This window comes from Marinicrinis sediminis, from assembly GCF_042685085.1.
Classification (GTDB): domain Bacteria; phylum Bacillota; class Bacilli; order Paenibacillales; family KCTC-33676; genus Marinicrinis; species Marinicrinis sediminis.
Map to the genome: position 1 here is coordinate 124,785 of NZ_JBHUMM010000014.1, position 15,298 is coordinate 140,082.

A 15,298-nucleotide genomic window follows, 5' to 3' on the forward strand; every position below is an offset into this window, starting at 1 on the left:
GGGAGGGGTAGCCAGTGAGCAACATTTATGTAGTGGGAAGCATCAATATGGATCTGGTGCAGCAGGTTCAATCATTTCCGCAACCCGGTGAAACGATCCATAGTGTTCATTCCTTTTACAGTCCAGGCGGTAAGGGAGCGAATCAGGCGGTGGCTGCTGCCAAATCAGGGGCAGAGACGTATATGCTGGGTGCAGTTGGCTCGGATGCATTTGCAGATGAGCTGACCACTTCTCTTATGCAAAAGGGAGTCAACATTGAGCAAGTGCTGCATAAAGCTGGCACTTCAGGCGTTGCCACCATTACGGTGGATGGATCAGGACAGAATCATATCATTTTAACGGCAGGAGCCAACGGGGAGTTAACCAGCGAGGATAGTCAGGGCTGGTATGGCTTATTCAAAAAAGGCAGTATCGTATTGTTTCAAAATGAAATTCCCTGGAGAACGACACAGGATACGATGAAAGCGGTGCGACAAGCAGGGGGTTACACCATTTTCAATCCTGCACCCGCCATGCCCATCCCTGAAGAAGCCCTCCCGCTCATTGATCTGCTTGTGGTGAATGAGACTGAAGCCGAAGTCATTTCGAAAAGGGCGGCCGGAACGATCTCGGCTGCGAAACAGGCTGCTGAAACCATCCTGGAAACAGGCGTTCCACGCGTGATTCTGACACTTGGCGAACAGGGCTCCTTGTATATGGATCAAGACGGATTGTCTTTTGTCACGCCTGCCTATTCCGTCCATGCTGTAGATACGACCGCCGCAGGGGATACCTTTATTGGCGCCCTGGCGGCGAGGTTGGCTTTGACGAGTCAATTCAAGGACTGGAACGAGGCGCTTGCATATGCTTCCGCAGCCGCAGCCTTGACCGTTACCCGCCGAGGCGCACAAGAATCCATTCCAACCTTGCAACAAATCGAGGCGTTCATCGCTGGACAAGCTTCTTCCTAGTGCAGCTTTACATGCATGTTTCACGTGTCAATTGACTATCCGTTTGCTTACACTTTCACTCTCACTTTCACATGCAGGATGTTAGATACGAATCGAAGCGATCATGTGACTTATTTTGCTTTTTTCGACAATATTCGTGGAATTGACAGATGTAATTTGTTAGACTGGAACAGTATGACAGCACAACACGAATCGATGTGAACAGGAGGAAATAACGATGTATGTAGGTAGGAAGAGAAAAGGGGCAACCAGAGGTTTGATCGTTGTACTCTCATTGATGATGTGCTTCGCGCTGATTCCTGTACAAAATGTGAAGGCAGATCCGAGCGGCTTTAGCGGAGCGGGATCAGGAATCGAAAGTGATCCGTATGTGATTATGACGGCCGAACAATTGGATGAGTTGCGCAATGACATGCAAGCGCATTATCAATTGGGAGCAGATATTGATTTAGCTGCTTATTTGAGTGATGGCGGGACAGGTTATGCAAAGTGGGGAGCATCCGGCTGGGATCCGATCGGATATGTCGAAGATTACTGTTTTCCAGATCCTTTTATCGGCGAAATTTGTAGCGAGAATACATACGCTTTTACAGGTTCATTTGATGGAAATGGCTATACGATTTCGAATTTAAAGATTAACACGACGGAGGACTATTCAGGTTTATTCGGCATTGTAGCCGGCGCTCATTTCGAAGATGTTAAGTTGGAGGATGTGGACATAGCCGGCGCTTCCTTTACAGGTGGCTTGATCGGGGAAATGGCCAATTCCGGCACGATAGAGCACAGTTATGTGACCGGAAGTGTGGAAGGAGTAACCGTCGTGGGCGGGCTGGCTGGACGTATAAACAATGGATCCATCGTCCGTGAAAGTTATGCGGACGTCGATGTAACCTCAACGATTGGTGGATATGTCGGCGGCTTGGTCGGGACGAATTATGCAGATATTGAAAACAGCTATGCAACCGGAAATGTAGTAGCATATAATCAGGCAGGCGGTTTGGTCGGGGTTTTTGCAACGGGTACAATCATGAATAGCTATGCAACGGGTGCGGTGACAGGGAATAGTGATACGGGTGGTTTAATTGGAAAAATGAACACCGGGACGGTTACCTCCAGCTATTACGATGTAAATACGACGGGACAATCGGACACAGGCAAGGGCATAGGGAAGACGACGGCTGAGATGCATCAGGAGGCTACTTTTACAGGATCGGATTCAATTTTACGGATGTGTGGGGAATCCGGGAAGGGCAGCAATATCCGAAATTAAGCTATTTTATCAACTACTCTGATCATGCAGAATTAAGCGCCCTGGCGATCAGCGAGGGAACGTTAAGCCCGAGCTTTGCAGAAGACATTACCAGCTATACGGCAGACGTGGCCAACAGCGTAGACCATGTAACAGTGACAGCAGCGGTGTATGACAGCAACGCGACGCTTAAGGTAAATGGAACGACTGCAACAAGCGGCATGTCAACCTCTGCGATCCCATTAAACGTAGGGGATAACACGATTACGGTGACGGTAACGGCAGAGGATGGAATCACGACGAAGGATTATACAGTGGTCGTAAAACGTGCGGCATTATCGACGAATGCAGAATTAAGTGCTTTGGCGATTAGTGCGGGAACGTTAAGCCCGAGTTTTGCAGAAGGCATTACCAGCTATACGGCAGACGTGGCCAACAGCGCAGACCATGTAACGGTGACAGCATCGGTATATGACAGCAACGCGACGCTTAAGGTAAATGGAACGACTGCGACAAGCGGTATGCCAAGCAACGCGATTCCATTGAACGTAGGGGATAACACGATTACGGTGACGGTAACGGCAGAGGACGGAACCACGACGAAGGATTATATAGTGGTCGTGAAACGTGCGGCAACAAGCGGTTCTTCTTCTTCATCCAAATCGAATGAAGAAGAAATCATCGTAAAAGTAGAAAGTGGCAATAGCAAAGAGGTTCTGGTTGAAACGAAAGTCAAAAGAGTCAGAGATAAAGGCACAGTGAAGGATGAAGTGAACCTTTCACAAGAAAGCGCAAAGGAAACCGTGAAAAAGCTTCTTGGACTAAAAGAAGATACCTTGCGAATGGTCATCCCAGACGAAAAGAACGAGGTTGCGGAAGTGAACGTTTCGATTCCTAAAGCGTCCCTGAATGAATTGAAAGCAGGAAAAACGAACTTGGTGATTGAGATGGAAAATGTTACACTTTTACTTCCAAATCGTTCTTTGGCAGAGTTTGATCAAGACCTCTATTTTAGAGTGGTGCCTATCAAGGATGAGACTGAACAAAAACAGGTGGAAGAACGCGCCAAGAATGAGCAGATCATACAAAACATCGCGCAAAATAAAGACGTCAAAGTATTGGGCAGACCTGCTGATATTGAGACCAATATGCAGAATCAGTCTGTTCTGATTACATTGCCGTTGAAAAGTACAGATCTTCCTTCTGACATGGAAGAAAAACAACAGATGATAAATAACCTGATGATCTTTATTGAGCATAGTGATGGGACAAAAGAGCTGGTTAAAGGTGAAGTTGTAACCCATGACGACGGCTCATTGGACATTCAATTTGATATTGACAAGTTCAGTACCTTTACGATGCTTTATATCGATGGAGCTGAAGGTTATTTGGCTCAATTAGAAGAACAGGAATCCATTCATCATGCCTATATTAGCGGGTATGAGGACGGGACGTTCAAGCCTGATCAACACATCACGAGAGCAGAAATGGCGACTCTTCTTGCAAGAAACCTGAGCACAACGGAAATGGAGTCGGTTCCATACTCCGATCTCTCCATCGACCATTGGGCGTATGCATCCATACAAGAGACGACCGCAAATGGCTTGATGATAGGTGATCCTGACGGACAATTCCGCCCTGAAGCCGTTCTGACAAGAGCGGAGATGGCGACGATTGCGTTCTACTGGATGGACTTGCAGGAGCAAAATGAAATGAATGCATTTCGCGATACGACAGATCACTGGGCCGCTGCAAAGATTGCCGCGCTTGTTCAGGAGGGGATCATGAAGGGCTATCCGGATGGTTCCTTTAAACCTGACCAGCCTTTAACCCGGGCAGAGGCTGTCATGGTCATGAACAAGATGCTGGATGTCGGTCCATTGAACGGAGCAGATACGCCATTATGGTCAGATGTGCCTGTCACTCACTGGGCATTTGAAGCCATCCAGGAAGCTTCGATGAGTCACCGCTATGAGATCATTGAAGATCAGGAAGTATTTGTTGAGCAAGTAAAGTAGCAAGAGAAGCAAGAGCCAACATGGGTACCATAGAGGCTCCATCCATGTTAACGGCACCCCATCAGGTGCCGTTAACTCATTGATGGAATGATGAAACCTGACAGATAGTTGTCAGGTTTATTCTGTTATACTGAATTCATTCCCATGAATGGAGAGTGATGGATGATGAAACAAGACAAATTCAACGAACTGAAAACACAAAACGAACTGAAAACAGACAATGAAATGATTACACATCATGAACCGGTCCGAATTGAAGAATTTCCTTCTTTTTCGCTTGCTGGTATAAGTGTGGTCACCACCAATGCTGCAGAAATCAGCGGAAATGGCAAGATCGCTAGGCTTTTCGATCAATTTTATTCCCGCAACATAGCGCATCAACTCAGTCCATATCAGCAAAAAAGTGGAATTTACAGCTGTTACTTCAATTATGAAAATGGAGATTCGGGGGCATACGAAGTGATGGTGGGTGTGCACGTTCATCTAGGACTGGAAGAGAGTGTTCCCGCAGATTTGAACATCTTCACGGTTCCCGCTGCAAAGTATGCGGTATTTGTTACAGAGCAAGGACCTATTGTTGAAGTGATACAGCAAGCCTGGGGCCGTATCTGGGAGTGGTCGCAGAAACCCGGGAATGAACGGGCATTTTCTGGGGATTTCGAGTACTATTCTCCGCATATCGACCCGAACCATGGACAAGCAGAAATATATATTGCTTTACGTTAATGGATGTTTAAGCGTGGTTGCTTGCTGTCCTTTGGCGTAACTCGAAATGGATGAAGGAACTAAAGGCTAAATGAAAGGTTACCTGCAATAAAATCGCAGTCAAAACGCATAAGAAGAATGAAGGGGTGCTCGAGTTGCGTGACTTTCCAAGAAATCAAGTAGAAAAGAAAGGCTATGCACTGGTGTTTGAAGATGATTTCGACAGCAGTGAACTCAACCTTGACCGATGGTTGCCCTACTACCTCCCGCAGTGGAGCAGCAGGGCTCGTTCTAAGGCCAACTACCGGTTCGAGCAGAGTCAGCTCATTTTGCAGATCACGCAAGATCAGCAACCATGGTGCCGGGAATGGAATGGAGAAGTAAAAGTAAGCAATTTGCAAACGGGCGTATATGGAGGTCCCGCAGGCAGTTCGCACGGTCAGCACAGATTTTCCGAAGCTTGCCGCGTTCAGGAAGAACAGGCAACGCAGCGCCTGTTTACACCTCAATACGGTTACTTTGAAATGCGAGCCAGGATTGCGCCAAATCCCAATAATGTGTTTGGTTTCTGGATGATTGGATTTGAGGATCAGCCCGAACGTTCTGCCGAAATTTGTCCGTTTGAAATAAAGGGGTGGCAGGTGCAAGGCGATGCGTGCACACTTGGCTATGGTCTGCATCCCTTCGGTGACCCCACCATTCAAGATGAATTTCTCGAAGTATCCTACCCCATTGATCCGGCAGATTATCATATCTATGCCGTGGACTGGTCTGAACAAGGCGTGGATTTCTATCTGGATAACGAGTGCTTACATCGATCTGTTCAATCACCGCAATATCCGATGCAACTCATGTTGAATATTTATGAGATCCCTGCAAAGGAAAGCGGCTCCAAGTCCGCTCCTGTTTATCCGGCTGAGTTCACCATCGATTACATACGCTGCTATCAAAGACTTTAATCGAACCCGGAGGCGTCTGTCATTCCATGCTCCTCTCTTTTTTCAATCACTACCATCAGGGCCATTTCATTGAATAGGTAAGACGAGTGAGTGATGTGATATGCACAGGTGGTGGCATTGAGCAGGGAGTTTAGCTTGTCCATGGAAAATCCGGAACCAGTTAACGACCAGGCCAGAAATGAACTCGCATCAAATCCGCTCCACTGTTGTTGTTTGATATAGGGTAAGGCATTTACCCGATTGAGCTTCTCAGTAGGCAAGAACAGACCTGCTTTGCCGTTTGGTTTCAGTACCCGGAACATTTCGGACAGAGCGGCAACCGGATCGGGCAACACGGGCAACAGCATGTTCCCTGTCACCACGTCAAAGGAATGCCGATCAAAGGGAAGGCGCAATGCGCTTCCCTCCACATAGGAGACGTTTGAAGAAGTCTCTTGTTGAAGCTTATTGTGATGGGCTCGCTTCAGCATCAGCGGATTGTCATCCAATCCGACGGAAGTGTGGGTATATGGAGCCGTCCACAGTGTAAACCATCCAGTTCCACAGCCAATGTCGAGATGATGGTCCGTATGTTGCAAAGAAAGCGTGTGGATAAACGAGTTTAACGCACTGTGATACCAAGCGGAGTGAGACAGTTGATCAAACAAGTCAACGCGATGGGTCAGGGTAAGCAATCGGATTGCTTGTATGTATGGCCGGACTGTAAACATGAATGGGTACCTCCTTGGATGGGTGCTGGATCACGATGATGAAACGGGATGCGGTTTGTTGGCCGGATTCATTTGTGTATCCCCCTCAACTCGTGCGGGATAGGTAAACAGGAGCAATGTAATGAAGATAATCGGCAGAAAGGAGGCGGTAGAAACTTGGGATAGGGTAACGACATCTCTAAATACATAGATCATCGTTGAAATCCAGTCGATAGCCTGAACCATTATCATGGCCTGTATCCAGCTTTTGTTCCTGGTCGGATTGCGAAACACCATGAACATTCCAAATGCAAACAATAAAAATCTGGCTCCATTCATCGCCATCGGCCAGGCTGCCCATTCTGGCAATCCTTCCAACCCAATCGAAGCATGAAAGGCATGAGGGGCCAACAGATATCCGGCCCCCAATATGAGCTGTACGAGCCCGATAAATAATGCAGTCCCTTTTAACACCGTGGTTTTTTTCAATTTCATCTTCTCCTTTATTTTGGAAATGGTTTGATTGACTGCATCATACACCCTTTGATATATTTTGTATAGTAATTACCTTTTAGTAACTATAGGAATGGAATTGTCGAAAAGGAGAGAATCATGGCAAAAATACCGGGGAATCCATGTACATCATCCTGTCCAATTAAACGAGCCATGGATATTTTGGATGGCAAATGGACGATGCTCATCATTCGTGACTTACTTGGGGGAAAGAAAAGATTTGGAGAGTTGAGATACTCACTGGAAGGCGTCAGTCCCAAGATGCTGACCCAGCGTCTGAAGCAGTTGGAAGAAGAACAGATTATTCGCAAGATATCGTATCCGGTTATGCCGCCGAAAGTGGAGTACGAATTGACAGAGAAGGGCCATCAATTGCGACCTGTCATTGAATCACTTGCCGTTTGGGGCAATGAGCTGATTTGAAGCCATCGGAAAGAAAAGAAACAAGCAAGCGATAGGATGCCCGCTTGCTTATTGGTGATGGGTCTGTTTTAAGATAATTGGTTCCCCAGTTTTTTGACTTGCTCCAGCCATGTCGTTCTCTTCTTCGCTGAAGAGGGCCGAACTGGGCCAATTTGCGTGACCCGAACCGGTTTGATGCCGCAGAATTGCAAAATATTGCGTTTCATCACCTGATGTCCGGCACTGTTGTATACCCATTTGTAGTACCAGGGCGGCGTATCCATCGTCACGATCATTCGGGCGGATTTTCCTTTCAAGAGTTTGTCCCACAAGGCAGAGTTCTCTCTGTATTTGAAGGCAAATCCGGGGAGAAACACCCGATCGATAAATCCCTTCAGAATAGCTGGCATGGTCCCCCACCATACGGGATAAACGAAAACAATATGATCCGCCCAGCGAATATCCGCCTGTGCCTGAATCAGGTCGGGCTCCAGTTCCATCCGTTGGTGGAAGCCATATTTTAAATTGGGCTCAAAATCAAGCTGACTAAGGTGAATCTCCCGTACCTCTGGCTGATGGGCCGCTGTTGCAGCACCCTCGGCATAGGCCTTGGTCAGGGCGGTACAATAACTGTCTGGATAGGGGTGTCCGTTCACGATCAAAATACGAGCTTTCATTTTACGTCCTCCTTGATTTCGGATTGTGATAAGATAAATGAAGATGTGATCTTCTATAATCGTATTGGCAAAAGGATCGTACATAAATGATGCCAGACGCATATTCATTGATGATAAACGCAAAGGAGGAGTCCCTGTTGCAGAATGCCGGTATGGCGGTGTCCATGGTTTATCCCATATTGAAATCCATTACCCGCTATGGTCAGGATACACAGTTATTTTGTGAGCAGGTTGGTTTTGATCTCGACCTTCTTCACGATGCGGAAGCGCGCATATCCGGAGAACGATATGAGCAACTCATGTACCAAGCAGCAGATTTTTTGGATGACGATCACTTTGGCCTTCATCAGGGACAACTGACAGATATGGCCGACCTGGGCATACTCGGATATGTGATGATGCATTCAGGGACGATTGGTGAATCACTCATTGCCTATCGAAGATACAATGACATTCTATGCAGCGGGTTCAATCTGAATTGGCAAATCGAGGGGGATGAAGTGCGCCTTCGGTTCTATTCAGAAAATCCGATAAAGCCGATGTCCCGTCACTGTACGGAAGATATGGTGAGTTCAATTTATCAGATGATCGGTCATCTGAGCAATCGACGGATTCAGGTGCGAGCCTTGACGTTTCAGCATTCAGCGCCTGATCATCGCTCGCTCTATGAATCGATATTTGGCGTGACGCCCTTGTTTGAGCAGGAAACCAATGAGATGCTGCTGAGCAAGACGGTTCTGGAGGCCCCGATTCTATATGCCAATGCCCGATTGCGGGAGATGTTTGAGCGACTTGCCGAGGAAACAATGGGTCAACTGACAGAAGGTCAGCCTTTTTCTCGGGACGTGTATCACTGGATGCTGAAAGGAATGCCTTCAGGCTTGCCGACACTTGAGCAGACGGCTTCGGAATTTCACATGAGTATGCGGACACTGCAAAGCAAGCTGAAGCAAGAACAGACTTCTTTTACAGAACTGCTGACCAGGGTTCGCAAGGAGCTGGCAATCAGCTATTTACATCTTCATCAATTCTCCATCACGGAAGTAGCGTATGCGCTTCATTTTTCGGAGCCAAGTGCCTTTCAGAATGCCTTCAAGCGATGGACCGGCGTTACCCCACGCACGTTTCGAATGGCAGAGAAAAAGGGGATGTGAACGTTCAATCAAGGTGTGGGTGTGATGAGATATCATCATATAGTCATATAACAAGGGTTAATATAGTCATAATGTTGCAGATGTATTTGAATGAAGCCATGATCGATTGAAGTTTTAAGTATATTTTAATAATTATCACAACATCTCATGCTAGACTTAAATAGAACACCCATCCATGCTCGCCCCAGATAACATCGATAATCAGGAAGCGTCTGTGATTCAAAACACCCGTCGAAGAGAAATTAATGTGAATTTTAGCACCAAGTAGCCCAATCCTGTGCTACACTGAAAAAGATTACATAGCGAAAAAAGTCGAATGAAAAAAGTCGAATAATGAAATGATTTGCAAGTTCATTTCTTGCACAAATATGAGGAGGAATAGGAACATGAGATGGATGCGATTGGCCATGGCCAGCATGATGTTCATGATGGTCATTTTACCAGTCATACCAACTCACCAAGCAGATGCTTCTGCAACAAATCTGGCTTTATTCAATAGTTATGAATCGACTGGTAACTATGACGATGGCTCTACTATCTACCATTTTAGCTACGCAACGGATGGGAATGACACGACAAAATGGATTTCCGGTTCACCCGGTTATAGCTTTATTAAACTGGATCTGGGTGCTGTAGAGACGGTGAATCACTGGGTAGTGAAGGGAGAAGCAGGGACGCTGAAAAGTGCGAGACTGCTGCAAAGCCCAGATAGTTTCAGCTATTCATATGTGAGTGATCCAAAAGCAAGTGTAAGCAACAGTTTTACAGGGGATACGATTGACGAGGTCTTGTCCACGCCATTTACAACTCGATATGTAGCACTCGTTTTTGAAATTACCGGTGCCGATCCGGCGCCGACGGTATATGAGTTGGAGCTCTATAATGATCCGGATCTTATCGATATTCAAGCTGACAAGTCAGCTCTGACGGTTGCCTATGCGCCTGGGGACAGCGCGACCAGTGTGACACAGGATGTATACTTGCCAACGAGTGGCTCGAACGGTTCTACCATTACGTGGGCAAGCTCAGATTCCTCGACTGTCGCAACAAATGGAACCGTTCAGCGGCCTGGCTATCATGACGGGAATCAGAATGTGACACTGACGGCTACAATCTCGAAAGGTTCGGGAAGCGATACGAAAGTGTTTCCCATTACGGTAGTCAGACAGGACGCGCAGGATTCAGTCCTGACACCGACAACGGCGAGTTTTGATTTGGTTCCAGCCAATCAGCAGGATGTATCGGTCAGTCTGACGCTGAACGGCAATACCCTTTCTTCGGTGATGCATAACGGAAATCCGCTGCTAATCGGAACGGATTACACCGAATCCGGCTCTACCGTCACCATCAAGAAAGAATTCCTCGCTACGCTGTCAAAGGGGACGCAGACTGTGACCTTCCAATTTAATGCAGGTGCTAATCAAACGTTCTCCATCCAGGTGATCGACCTCACCCCGCCTGTGTTGCAGCAGGCAGAGGCCGGGTATCGGAGTGTGGAACTGACCTGGCAGCCGGTATCGGGGGCCAATAACTATCAGGTGATGTATGTGGATGCAGCTTCGGGAAATGGAAGTATATCTGTCCCGGGTTACGTGAATACGTATACGTTCACGGAACTTGTCCCTCGCATCCAGCATGATTTTACTGTGATAGCGAATGTTTCGGGTGGCAGTACGGCAGTATCGAATACATTGTCCGCGATCCCCCTGGATACGCCTGGTGCTCCAACCGGAGTGAGTGTGGAACCTGGGAATCAACAGGCGGTGGTCAGCTTTTCAGCCCCGACCGATAACGGAGGCAGTGCGATTACGGGCTATGAAGTGACCGCGATGCCTGGAAACATAACGGTGACCGGCGCAAGCAGTCCGATCACGGTGACAGGTCTGACGAACGGGACGACCTACAGCTTTACTGTCAAAGCGAACAACAGTGTGGCTACAAGTGCGGCCTCGGATGCTGCCAGCACCACCCCGCGTACAGTACCGGATGCTCCGACACTGACACAGACCTTGCGTGGCAATGGTCAAGTCTCCGTATCATTTGACCCCCCTGCCCATGATGGTGACAGTGCGATTACGGGTTATGTCGTCACGGCCATGCCTGGCGGACTGGAGACAAGTGGCACGGAAAGTCCAATACTGGTGACAGGCTTAACCAACGGAATCGGGTATACGTTCACCGTGCAGGCTGTAAATGCAGCAGGTCGCAGTGTCGCATCAAATGCTTCAGAGACGACCTATCCAAGACGACCTGATCGTCCATCCAATCCTGAAGATGAAGTCGAAGTCTTTGTCAACGGATTGCAAAAAGACGTAGGGAAAATCTCGATCACAGAAGAAAACGGTCAGCGAGTGACGGAGATTATTCTCGATGAGAACAAGCTGGCAGCGCAACTGGAACAAGAGCAAGATGGATCCACGCTGACATTGGCCGTAAACACGAAGTCAGATGTTCTGCAAAGTCAGTTGAACGGACGAATCGTCAAGAACATGGAGCAGCGCAGGCAAGTGCTGGAAATCCAGACGAATGAGGCCTCCTATGTGCTTCCGACAGAACAACTGAACATGGAAAAGGTGGCTCAAGCGTTACAAGCTGGAGATCAGCTGGCAGATATGAATATCCGAATCGAGTTGGCTACACCGACAGAGGAAGAAGCGAAGTTCGTGGAGAATGCGACGAAGGACGGTGGTTTGTCCCTTGTAGCGCCAACGATCTCGTTCTCCATATAGGCTGCTTACGGTGAGAAGACAGTCAATATTTCCCGATTCAATGCGTACGTGGCCCGGACGATTGCCATTCCAGAGGGTGTTGATCCGGATCGAATTACGACTGCGGTCATCGTAGATGAAGATGGAACCGTTCGGCATGTGCCAACGACGATTATCGAAAAGGACGGCCAATTTTACGCACAAATCAATAGCTTGTCCAACAGCATGTATACCGTTATCTATCATGAGGTCACGTTTGAGGACATCGCGGGTCACTGGGCAGAAAATGCGATGAAGGATATGAGTGCCAGATTGATCGTGAGCGGATACGAGCAACATCAATTCAAACCGGATCAAAGCATCACACGTGCAGAGTTTGCCGCGATGATCACAAGAGCGCTGGGGCTAGGCGTGCATGAGGAGGATAGCGAAACCGCATATACAGACGTCGCAGACACGGCTTGGTATAAAGAAGCGATTCAACTCGCCACCAGCTATGGATTGATGAGCGGGTATGAGGATGAGACCTTCCGTCCGGATGCCTTCATTACACGCGAAGAAGGCATGGCGGTGATCGCCAGAGCCATGGAGCTGACGAAGCTGAATCCGCAACCTGCAGCATCAGATTTGGAAGCGGTGCTGAGTAGTTTCGAAGATGCAGGTCTGCTATCCGATTGGTCGCAAGAGAGCATCGTGAAGGTATTGCAAGCAGGTCTGGTTACAGGACGAACAACCAACACGCTTGATCCAAAAGCCGATATCACGCGAGCTGAGATTGCGGTACTGATTCGCAGATTGCTGATCACTTCCAATCTGATCGACGGAACCCTCTAATTGACCGATTATATCTAATGAAATGACCAGGTGGTTCATGATCGATAATGGAATCACAAATAAGGTACTGAGACGATTGACGTATCCTCTCAGTACCTTTTCTTTTCTTTTCTTTGCCTGATTGGTTGGTTTGGCCAGCTACACCACGTTCAAATAGCTGTGCAGATGTTGAATTCGCTCAGGATTTTGCCGTTTGCAAATACTCGTCGAGACGGCTCCAGGTTTCCGAAATGCCTTGCTCCATTCCCATATCCAATACGGTTTGCAACGCTTCAGGAGAAACGTATTCAGCCCGATTGACGACCCTTGTATACCCGTCTGCTTCTTCAAAAGTCAGGGTTACGTTCGTAGCAGGCATCTCCGCAGATTCATTACCGTCAGCATCCGAGAAATAATCCGTGTAGATGATTTTCTCAGGGGCCTCAATTTGATGGTAAATGGCCTTACCCCAAGATTCCATCCCATAAAAGTCACCCTGTCCCTTATCCATACACTTCATGCAATAGTGCCAGGAACCACCCGGACGAAAATCCATCTCGCATACGGTAATTTCCCATCCGCGTGGTCCCCACCAGTGCTTCAAATGATCCGCTTCCGTAAAAGCGCTGAAAACGAGTTCTCTCGGTGCCTGGAACAGGCGTGTCAGGGTCAAAGTAGATCCGTCAACGGTTATGCTTCCCTTGTTCGGGTCTTGCAACTTGCTCATGTGTGTTCCTCCCTTTTTGTAAATCGTGGTCTTGAAGGTGTTGCAGATAATCATCCAGTCGGTCAAATCGTTCTGTCCATTGACGCCGGATCGTATCCAGCCATGTCGAGATGTTTTCCAGAGGCTCTGGTTGCAATGAATAAATTCGGCGGTTCCCATCCGTTTCTGCTGCTACCAGTCCGGCCTCATGCAATACACGCAGATGCTTGGATGTCTGAGGCTGTCGCTGTTGCGTATGTGCAGAGATTTCACTGACCGTCATCGGGTTTTCCGATAACAGCTCGACAATCTGAAAACGATTTGGCTCTGCCAGTGCGGCAAAAACTGTGTAATCCATACAGGCTTCACTCTCTTCATTTTCGACAGTAGTGGTCTTGGTGTGTTTTTAATATACCATATCAGGAATATTCCTGTAAAGGAATATTTAAAGGTGGAGCGAAAAAAAAGGAAATGGGCCTTGCATGTATAATTCAAGCTATGAGCGAATGGGTCATTCATCCAATCCGTGGAGATAACAGTGTGAATGAAGCCAGAGAAAGAGGGAGCAAGAGAAAGAGGAGACTTGAGAAAGAGGTATGACCAGAAAGGATGTAGACTATGCAAGAGAAATGGTACAAACTGCTTACGCTTTCCATTGCAGGTTTAGGGTTGTCGCTCATCTTAAGTGCCTGGATGATTTCGAATGCAATTTCATCGGGATCGCCGTCTTCCCATGACCGTTCGGAGTCGGCTTCGTCTTCGGCAGTGGAATCGAAGAAATTGATGACAGGTACAGAATTAGCCGAATACCTCGGCATTTCCAGAGGACAATTGGGCGATATGATCAAAGCATCTGCAGAACTATTCACGCCTATCCCTGCCATTCAGACAGATGAAGGCGTGCTTTATCCGGTTGATGGCGTTTTGAGCTGGCTTCAAACCTTATCGCTGCAAGAGGCACATACGCTCAACAGATAACTGACGGCAGGATCGAATCGAACCAACTGAAATCTGGCGAGTCCGTAACGGAACGGCCATCAAGGGCAGGATGCTCTGTTGAGTTGCCGGTATGTTCGATACAAGCTGTAAAAGAAAAGATGGGGGTACAGACATGTCAAGTAACGGTTATATCGCCTTGTTAAGAGGCATTAACGTGGGCGGACACCATAAGATCAAGATGGCAGAGCTGAGAGAGCTGCTCGAGGAAATCGGTCTGGAACAGATTCAAACCTATATTCAAAGCGGCAACGTGCTGTTCACTTCCTCTCAGCCCGAACAGGAATTACGTGACCAGCTGGAGCAAGCGATCAAAGAGCGATTTGGATTTGCCGTACCCGTTATACTTCGAACACGAGACGAATGGGAGCAACTGATTTCGAACAACCCGTTTACAGATGGAGAACGCCAAGCTGCGAGTGAAACCAGTGAGGGAGAGAGTTTTTATGTGGCCATGCTCCATGAACCCCCTTCACCGGAAGTAATCGAAAAGTGGAAATCGTATCAGACTTCTGAAGAACGGATGGAAGTGGTGGGTCGAGACGTCTATCTGCTTTTTCCGAATAGCATCCGCAATTCCAAAATGGCTAACCAGATTCATTCCCTGGGCTTGGCCACAACGCGCAATGGGAAAACCATCCTCAAGCTTCAGTCTATGGCCCATCGCCTCTCCTCTTTGTGATCAAAACATACATCGTTCATAATCTTCAGGTCATACGCAAATACTTCCATTGATCGCAGTTCGCCACCCTGTCTGCT

The 15,298-nt window shown here is 47.7% G+C and carries 16 protein-coding genes; 11 read left to right on the forward strand and 5 right to left on the reverse strand.

Annotation, left to right across the window (positions count from 1 at the left end):
- Positions 1-14 precede the first annotated feature (14 nt).
- From rbsK to ACFSUC_RS08870, 5 genes are all read left to right on the forward strand, one after another.
- Positions 15-950: a ribokinase gene (gene rbsK / locus ACFSUC_RS08850; RefSeq protein WP_379929187.1), complete on the forward strand. Its 936-nt coding sequence runs from the start codon at positions 15-17 to the stop codon at positions 948-950.
- 217 nt (positions 951-1,167) lie between these two features.
- On the forward strand, positions 1,168-2,220 hold the full coding sequence (locus ACFSUC_RS08855; protein ID WP_379929188.1) for a GLUG motif-containing protein: 1,053 nt from the start codon (positions 1,168-1,170) through the stop codon (positions 2,218-2,220).
- Positions 2,181-4,217: a cadherin-like beta sandwich domain-containing protein gene (locus ACFSUC_RS08860; protein ID WP_379929189.1), complete on the forward strand. Its 2,037-nt coding sequence runs from the start codon at positions 2,181-2,183 to the stop codon at positions 4,215-4,217. Before ACFSUC_RS08855 ends, ACFSUC_RS08860 begins: the two co-directional genes overlap by 40 nt.
- Before the next feature lie 162 nt (positions 4,218-4,379).
- Positions 4,380-4,943, forward strand: coding sequence for a GyrI-like domain-containing protein (locus ACFSUC_RS08865; RefSeq protein WP_379929190.1), 564 nt, complete (start codon positions 4,380-4,382; stop codon positions 4,941-4,943).
- 134 nt (positions 4,944-5,077) lie between these two features.
- On the forward strand, positions 5,078-5,881 hold the full coding sequence (locus tag ACFSUC_RS08870) for a glycoside hydrolase family 16 protein (RefSeq protein ID WP_379929191.1): 804 nt from the start codon (positions 5,078-5,080) through the stop codon (positions 5,879-5,881).
- On the opposite strand, the gene ACFSUC_RS08875 is transcribed toward ACFSUC_RS08870, so the two are convergent.
- Both ACFSUC_RS08875 and ACFSUC_RS08880 read right to left on the reverse strand, forming a co-directional pair.
- Positions 5,878-6,591 carry a class I SAM-dependent methyltransferase gene (locus ACFSUC_RS08875; RefSeq protein ID WP_379929192.1) on the reverse strand — a complete coding sequence of 238 codons (714 nt, stop codon included), beginning with the start codon at positions 6,589-6,591 and terminating at the stop codon, positions 5,878-5,880. The genes ACFSUC_RS08870 and ACFSUC_RS08875 overlap by 4 nt on opposite strands.
- Before the next feature lie 30 nt (positions 6,592-6,621).
- Entirely contained in the window at positions 6,622-7,065 is a 444-nt protein-coding gene (locus ACFSUC_RS08880; protein WP_379929193.1) for a hypothetical protein, read from the reverse strand.
- Between the two features lie 117 nt (positions 7,066-7,182).
- On the opposite strand from ACFSUC_RS08880, the gene ACFSUC_RS08885 reads away from it, so the two are divergent.
- Positions 7,183-7,506 (forward strand): winged helix-turn-helix transcriptional regulator, encoded by a 324-nt coding sequence (locus ACFSUC_RS08885; protein ID WP_379929194.1) that lies wholly within the window; start codon positions 7,183-7,185, stop codon positions 7,504-7,506.
- Between the two features lie 68 nt (positions 7,507-7,574).
- On the opposite strand, the gene ACFSUC_RS08890 is transcribed toward ACFSUC_RS08885, so the two are convergent.
- Entirely contained in the window at positions 7,575-8,162 is a 588-nt protein-coding gene (locus ACFSUC_RS08890; RefSeq protein ID WP_379929195.1) for an NAD(P)H-dependent oxidoreductase, read from the reverse strand.
- A 137-nt stretch (positions 8,163-8,299) separates the two neighbouring features.
- Here ACFSUC_RS08890 and ACFSUC_RS08895 point away from each other — a divergent pair, with 137 nt between their 5' ends.
- From ACFSUC_RS08895 to ACFSUC_RS08905, 3 genes are all read left to right on the forward strand, one after another.
- The gene (locus tag ACFSUC_RS08895; RefSeq protein ID WP_379929196.1) at positions 8,300-9,316 is read left to right on the forward strand and encodes an AraC family transcriptional regulator; all 1,017 of its coding nucleotides are present in this window, start codon (positions 8,300-8,302) and stop codon (positions 9,314-9,316) included.
- A 386-nt stretch (positions 9,317-9,702) separates the two neighbouring features.
- Entirely contained in the window at positions 9,703-12,045 is a 2,343-nt protein-coding gene (locus tag ACFSUC_RS08900; RefSeq protein ID WP_379929197.1) for an immunoglobulin-like domain-containing protein, read from the forward strand.
- A gap of 48 nt (positions 12,046-12,093) precedes the next feature.
- Positions 12,094-12,858, forward strand: a complete 765-nt coding sequence (locus tag ACFSUC_RS08905; RefSeq protein WP_379929198.1) for an S-layer homology domain-containing protein — start codon at positions 12,094-12,096, stop codon at positions 12,856-12,858.
- Between the two features lie 178 nt (positions 12,859-13,036).
- Here ACFSUC_RS08905 and ACFSUC_RS08910 read toward each other — a convergent pair whose 3' ends face one another.
- Positions 13,037-13,564 carry an SRPBCC domain-containing protein gene (locus ACFSUC_RS08910; RefSeq protein ID WP_379929199.1) on the reverse strand — a complete coding sequence of 176 codons (528 nt, stop codon included), beginning with the start codon at positions 13,562-13,564 and terminating at the stop codon, positions 13,037-13,039.
- Positions 13,521-13,901, reverse strand: coding sequence for an ArsR/SmtB family transcription factor (locus ACFSUC_RS08915; RefSeq protein ID WP_379929200.1), 381 nt, complete (start codon positions 13,899-13,901; stop codon positions 13,521-13,523). The genes ACFSUC_RS08910 and ACFSUC_RS08915 overlap by 44 nt, the downstream gene beginning before the upstream one ends.
- A 260-nt stretch (positions 13,902-14,161) precedes the next feature.
- Between ACFSUC_RS08915 and ACFSUC_RS08920 the strand changes: the two genes are divergently transcribed.
- Both ACFSUC_RS08920 and ACFSUC_RS08925 read left to right on the forward strand, forming a co-directional pair.
- Entirely contained in the window at positions 14,162-14,521 is a 360-nt protein-coding gene (locus tag ACFSUC_RS08920; protein WP_379929201.1) for a hypothetical protein, read from the forward strand.
- Between the two features lie 133 nt (positions 14,522-14,654).
- Positions 14,655-15,221, forward strand: a complete 567-nt coding sequence (locus ACFSUC_RS08925) for a DUF1697 domain-containing protein (RefSeq protein ID WP_379929202.1) — start codon at positions 14,655-14,657, stop codon at positions 15,219-15,221.
- Positions 15,222-15,298: the final 77 nt, after the last annotated feature.

Excerpts from the sequence above, each read along its gene's own strand:
- ACFSUC_RS08880 (WP_379929193.1), bottom strand. The coding sequence starts at position 7,065 with ATGAAATTGAAAAAAACCACGGTGTTAAAAGGGACTGCATTATTTATC.
- ACFSUC_RS08890 (WP_379929195.1), bottom strand. The coding sequence starts at position 8,162 with ATGAAAGCTCGTATTTTGATCGTGAACGGACACCCCTATCCAGACAGT.
- ACFSUC_RS08865 (WP_379929190.1), top strand. The coding sequence starts at position 4,380 with ATGATGAAACAAGACAAATTCAACGAACTGAAAACACAAAACGAACTG.
- ACFSUC_RS08885 (WP_379929194.1), top strand. The coding sequence starts at position 7,183 with ATGGCAAAAATACCGGGGAATCCATGTACATCATCCTGTCCAATTAAA.
- ACFSUC_RS08875 (WP_379929192.1), bottom strand. The coding sequence starts at position 6,591 with ATGTTTACAGTCCGGCCATACATACAAGCAATCCGATTGCTTACCCTG.
- ACFSUC_RS08855 (WP_379929188.1), top strand. The coding sequence starts at position 1,168 with ATGTATGTAGGTAGGAAGAGAAAAGGGGCAACCAGAGGTTTGATCGTT.
- ACFSUC_RS08920 (WP_379929201.1), top strand. The coding sequence starts at position 14,162 with ATGCAAGAGAAATGGTACAAACTGCTTACGCTTTCCATTGCAGGTTTA.
- ACFSUC_RS08910 (WP_379929199.1), bottom strand. The coding sequence starts at position 13,564 with ATGAGCAAGTTGCAAGACCCGAACAAGGGAAGCATAACCGTTGACGGA.
- ACFSUC_RS08915 (WP_379929200.1), bottom strand. The coding sequence starts at position 13,901 with ATGGATTACACAGTTTTTGCCGCACTGGCAGAGCCAAATCGTTTTCAG.
- ACFSUC_RS08925 (WP_379929202.1), top strand. The coding sequence starts at position 14,655 with ATGTCAAGTAACGGTTATATCGCCTTGTTAAGAGGCATTAACGTGGGC.
- ACFSUC_RS08900 (WP_379929197.1), top strand. The coding sequence starts at position 9,703 with ATGAGATGGATGCGATTGGCCATGGCCAGCATGATGTTCATGATGGTC.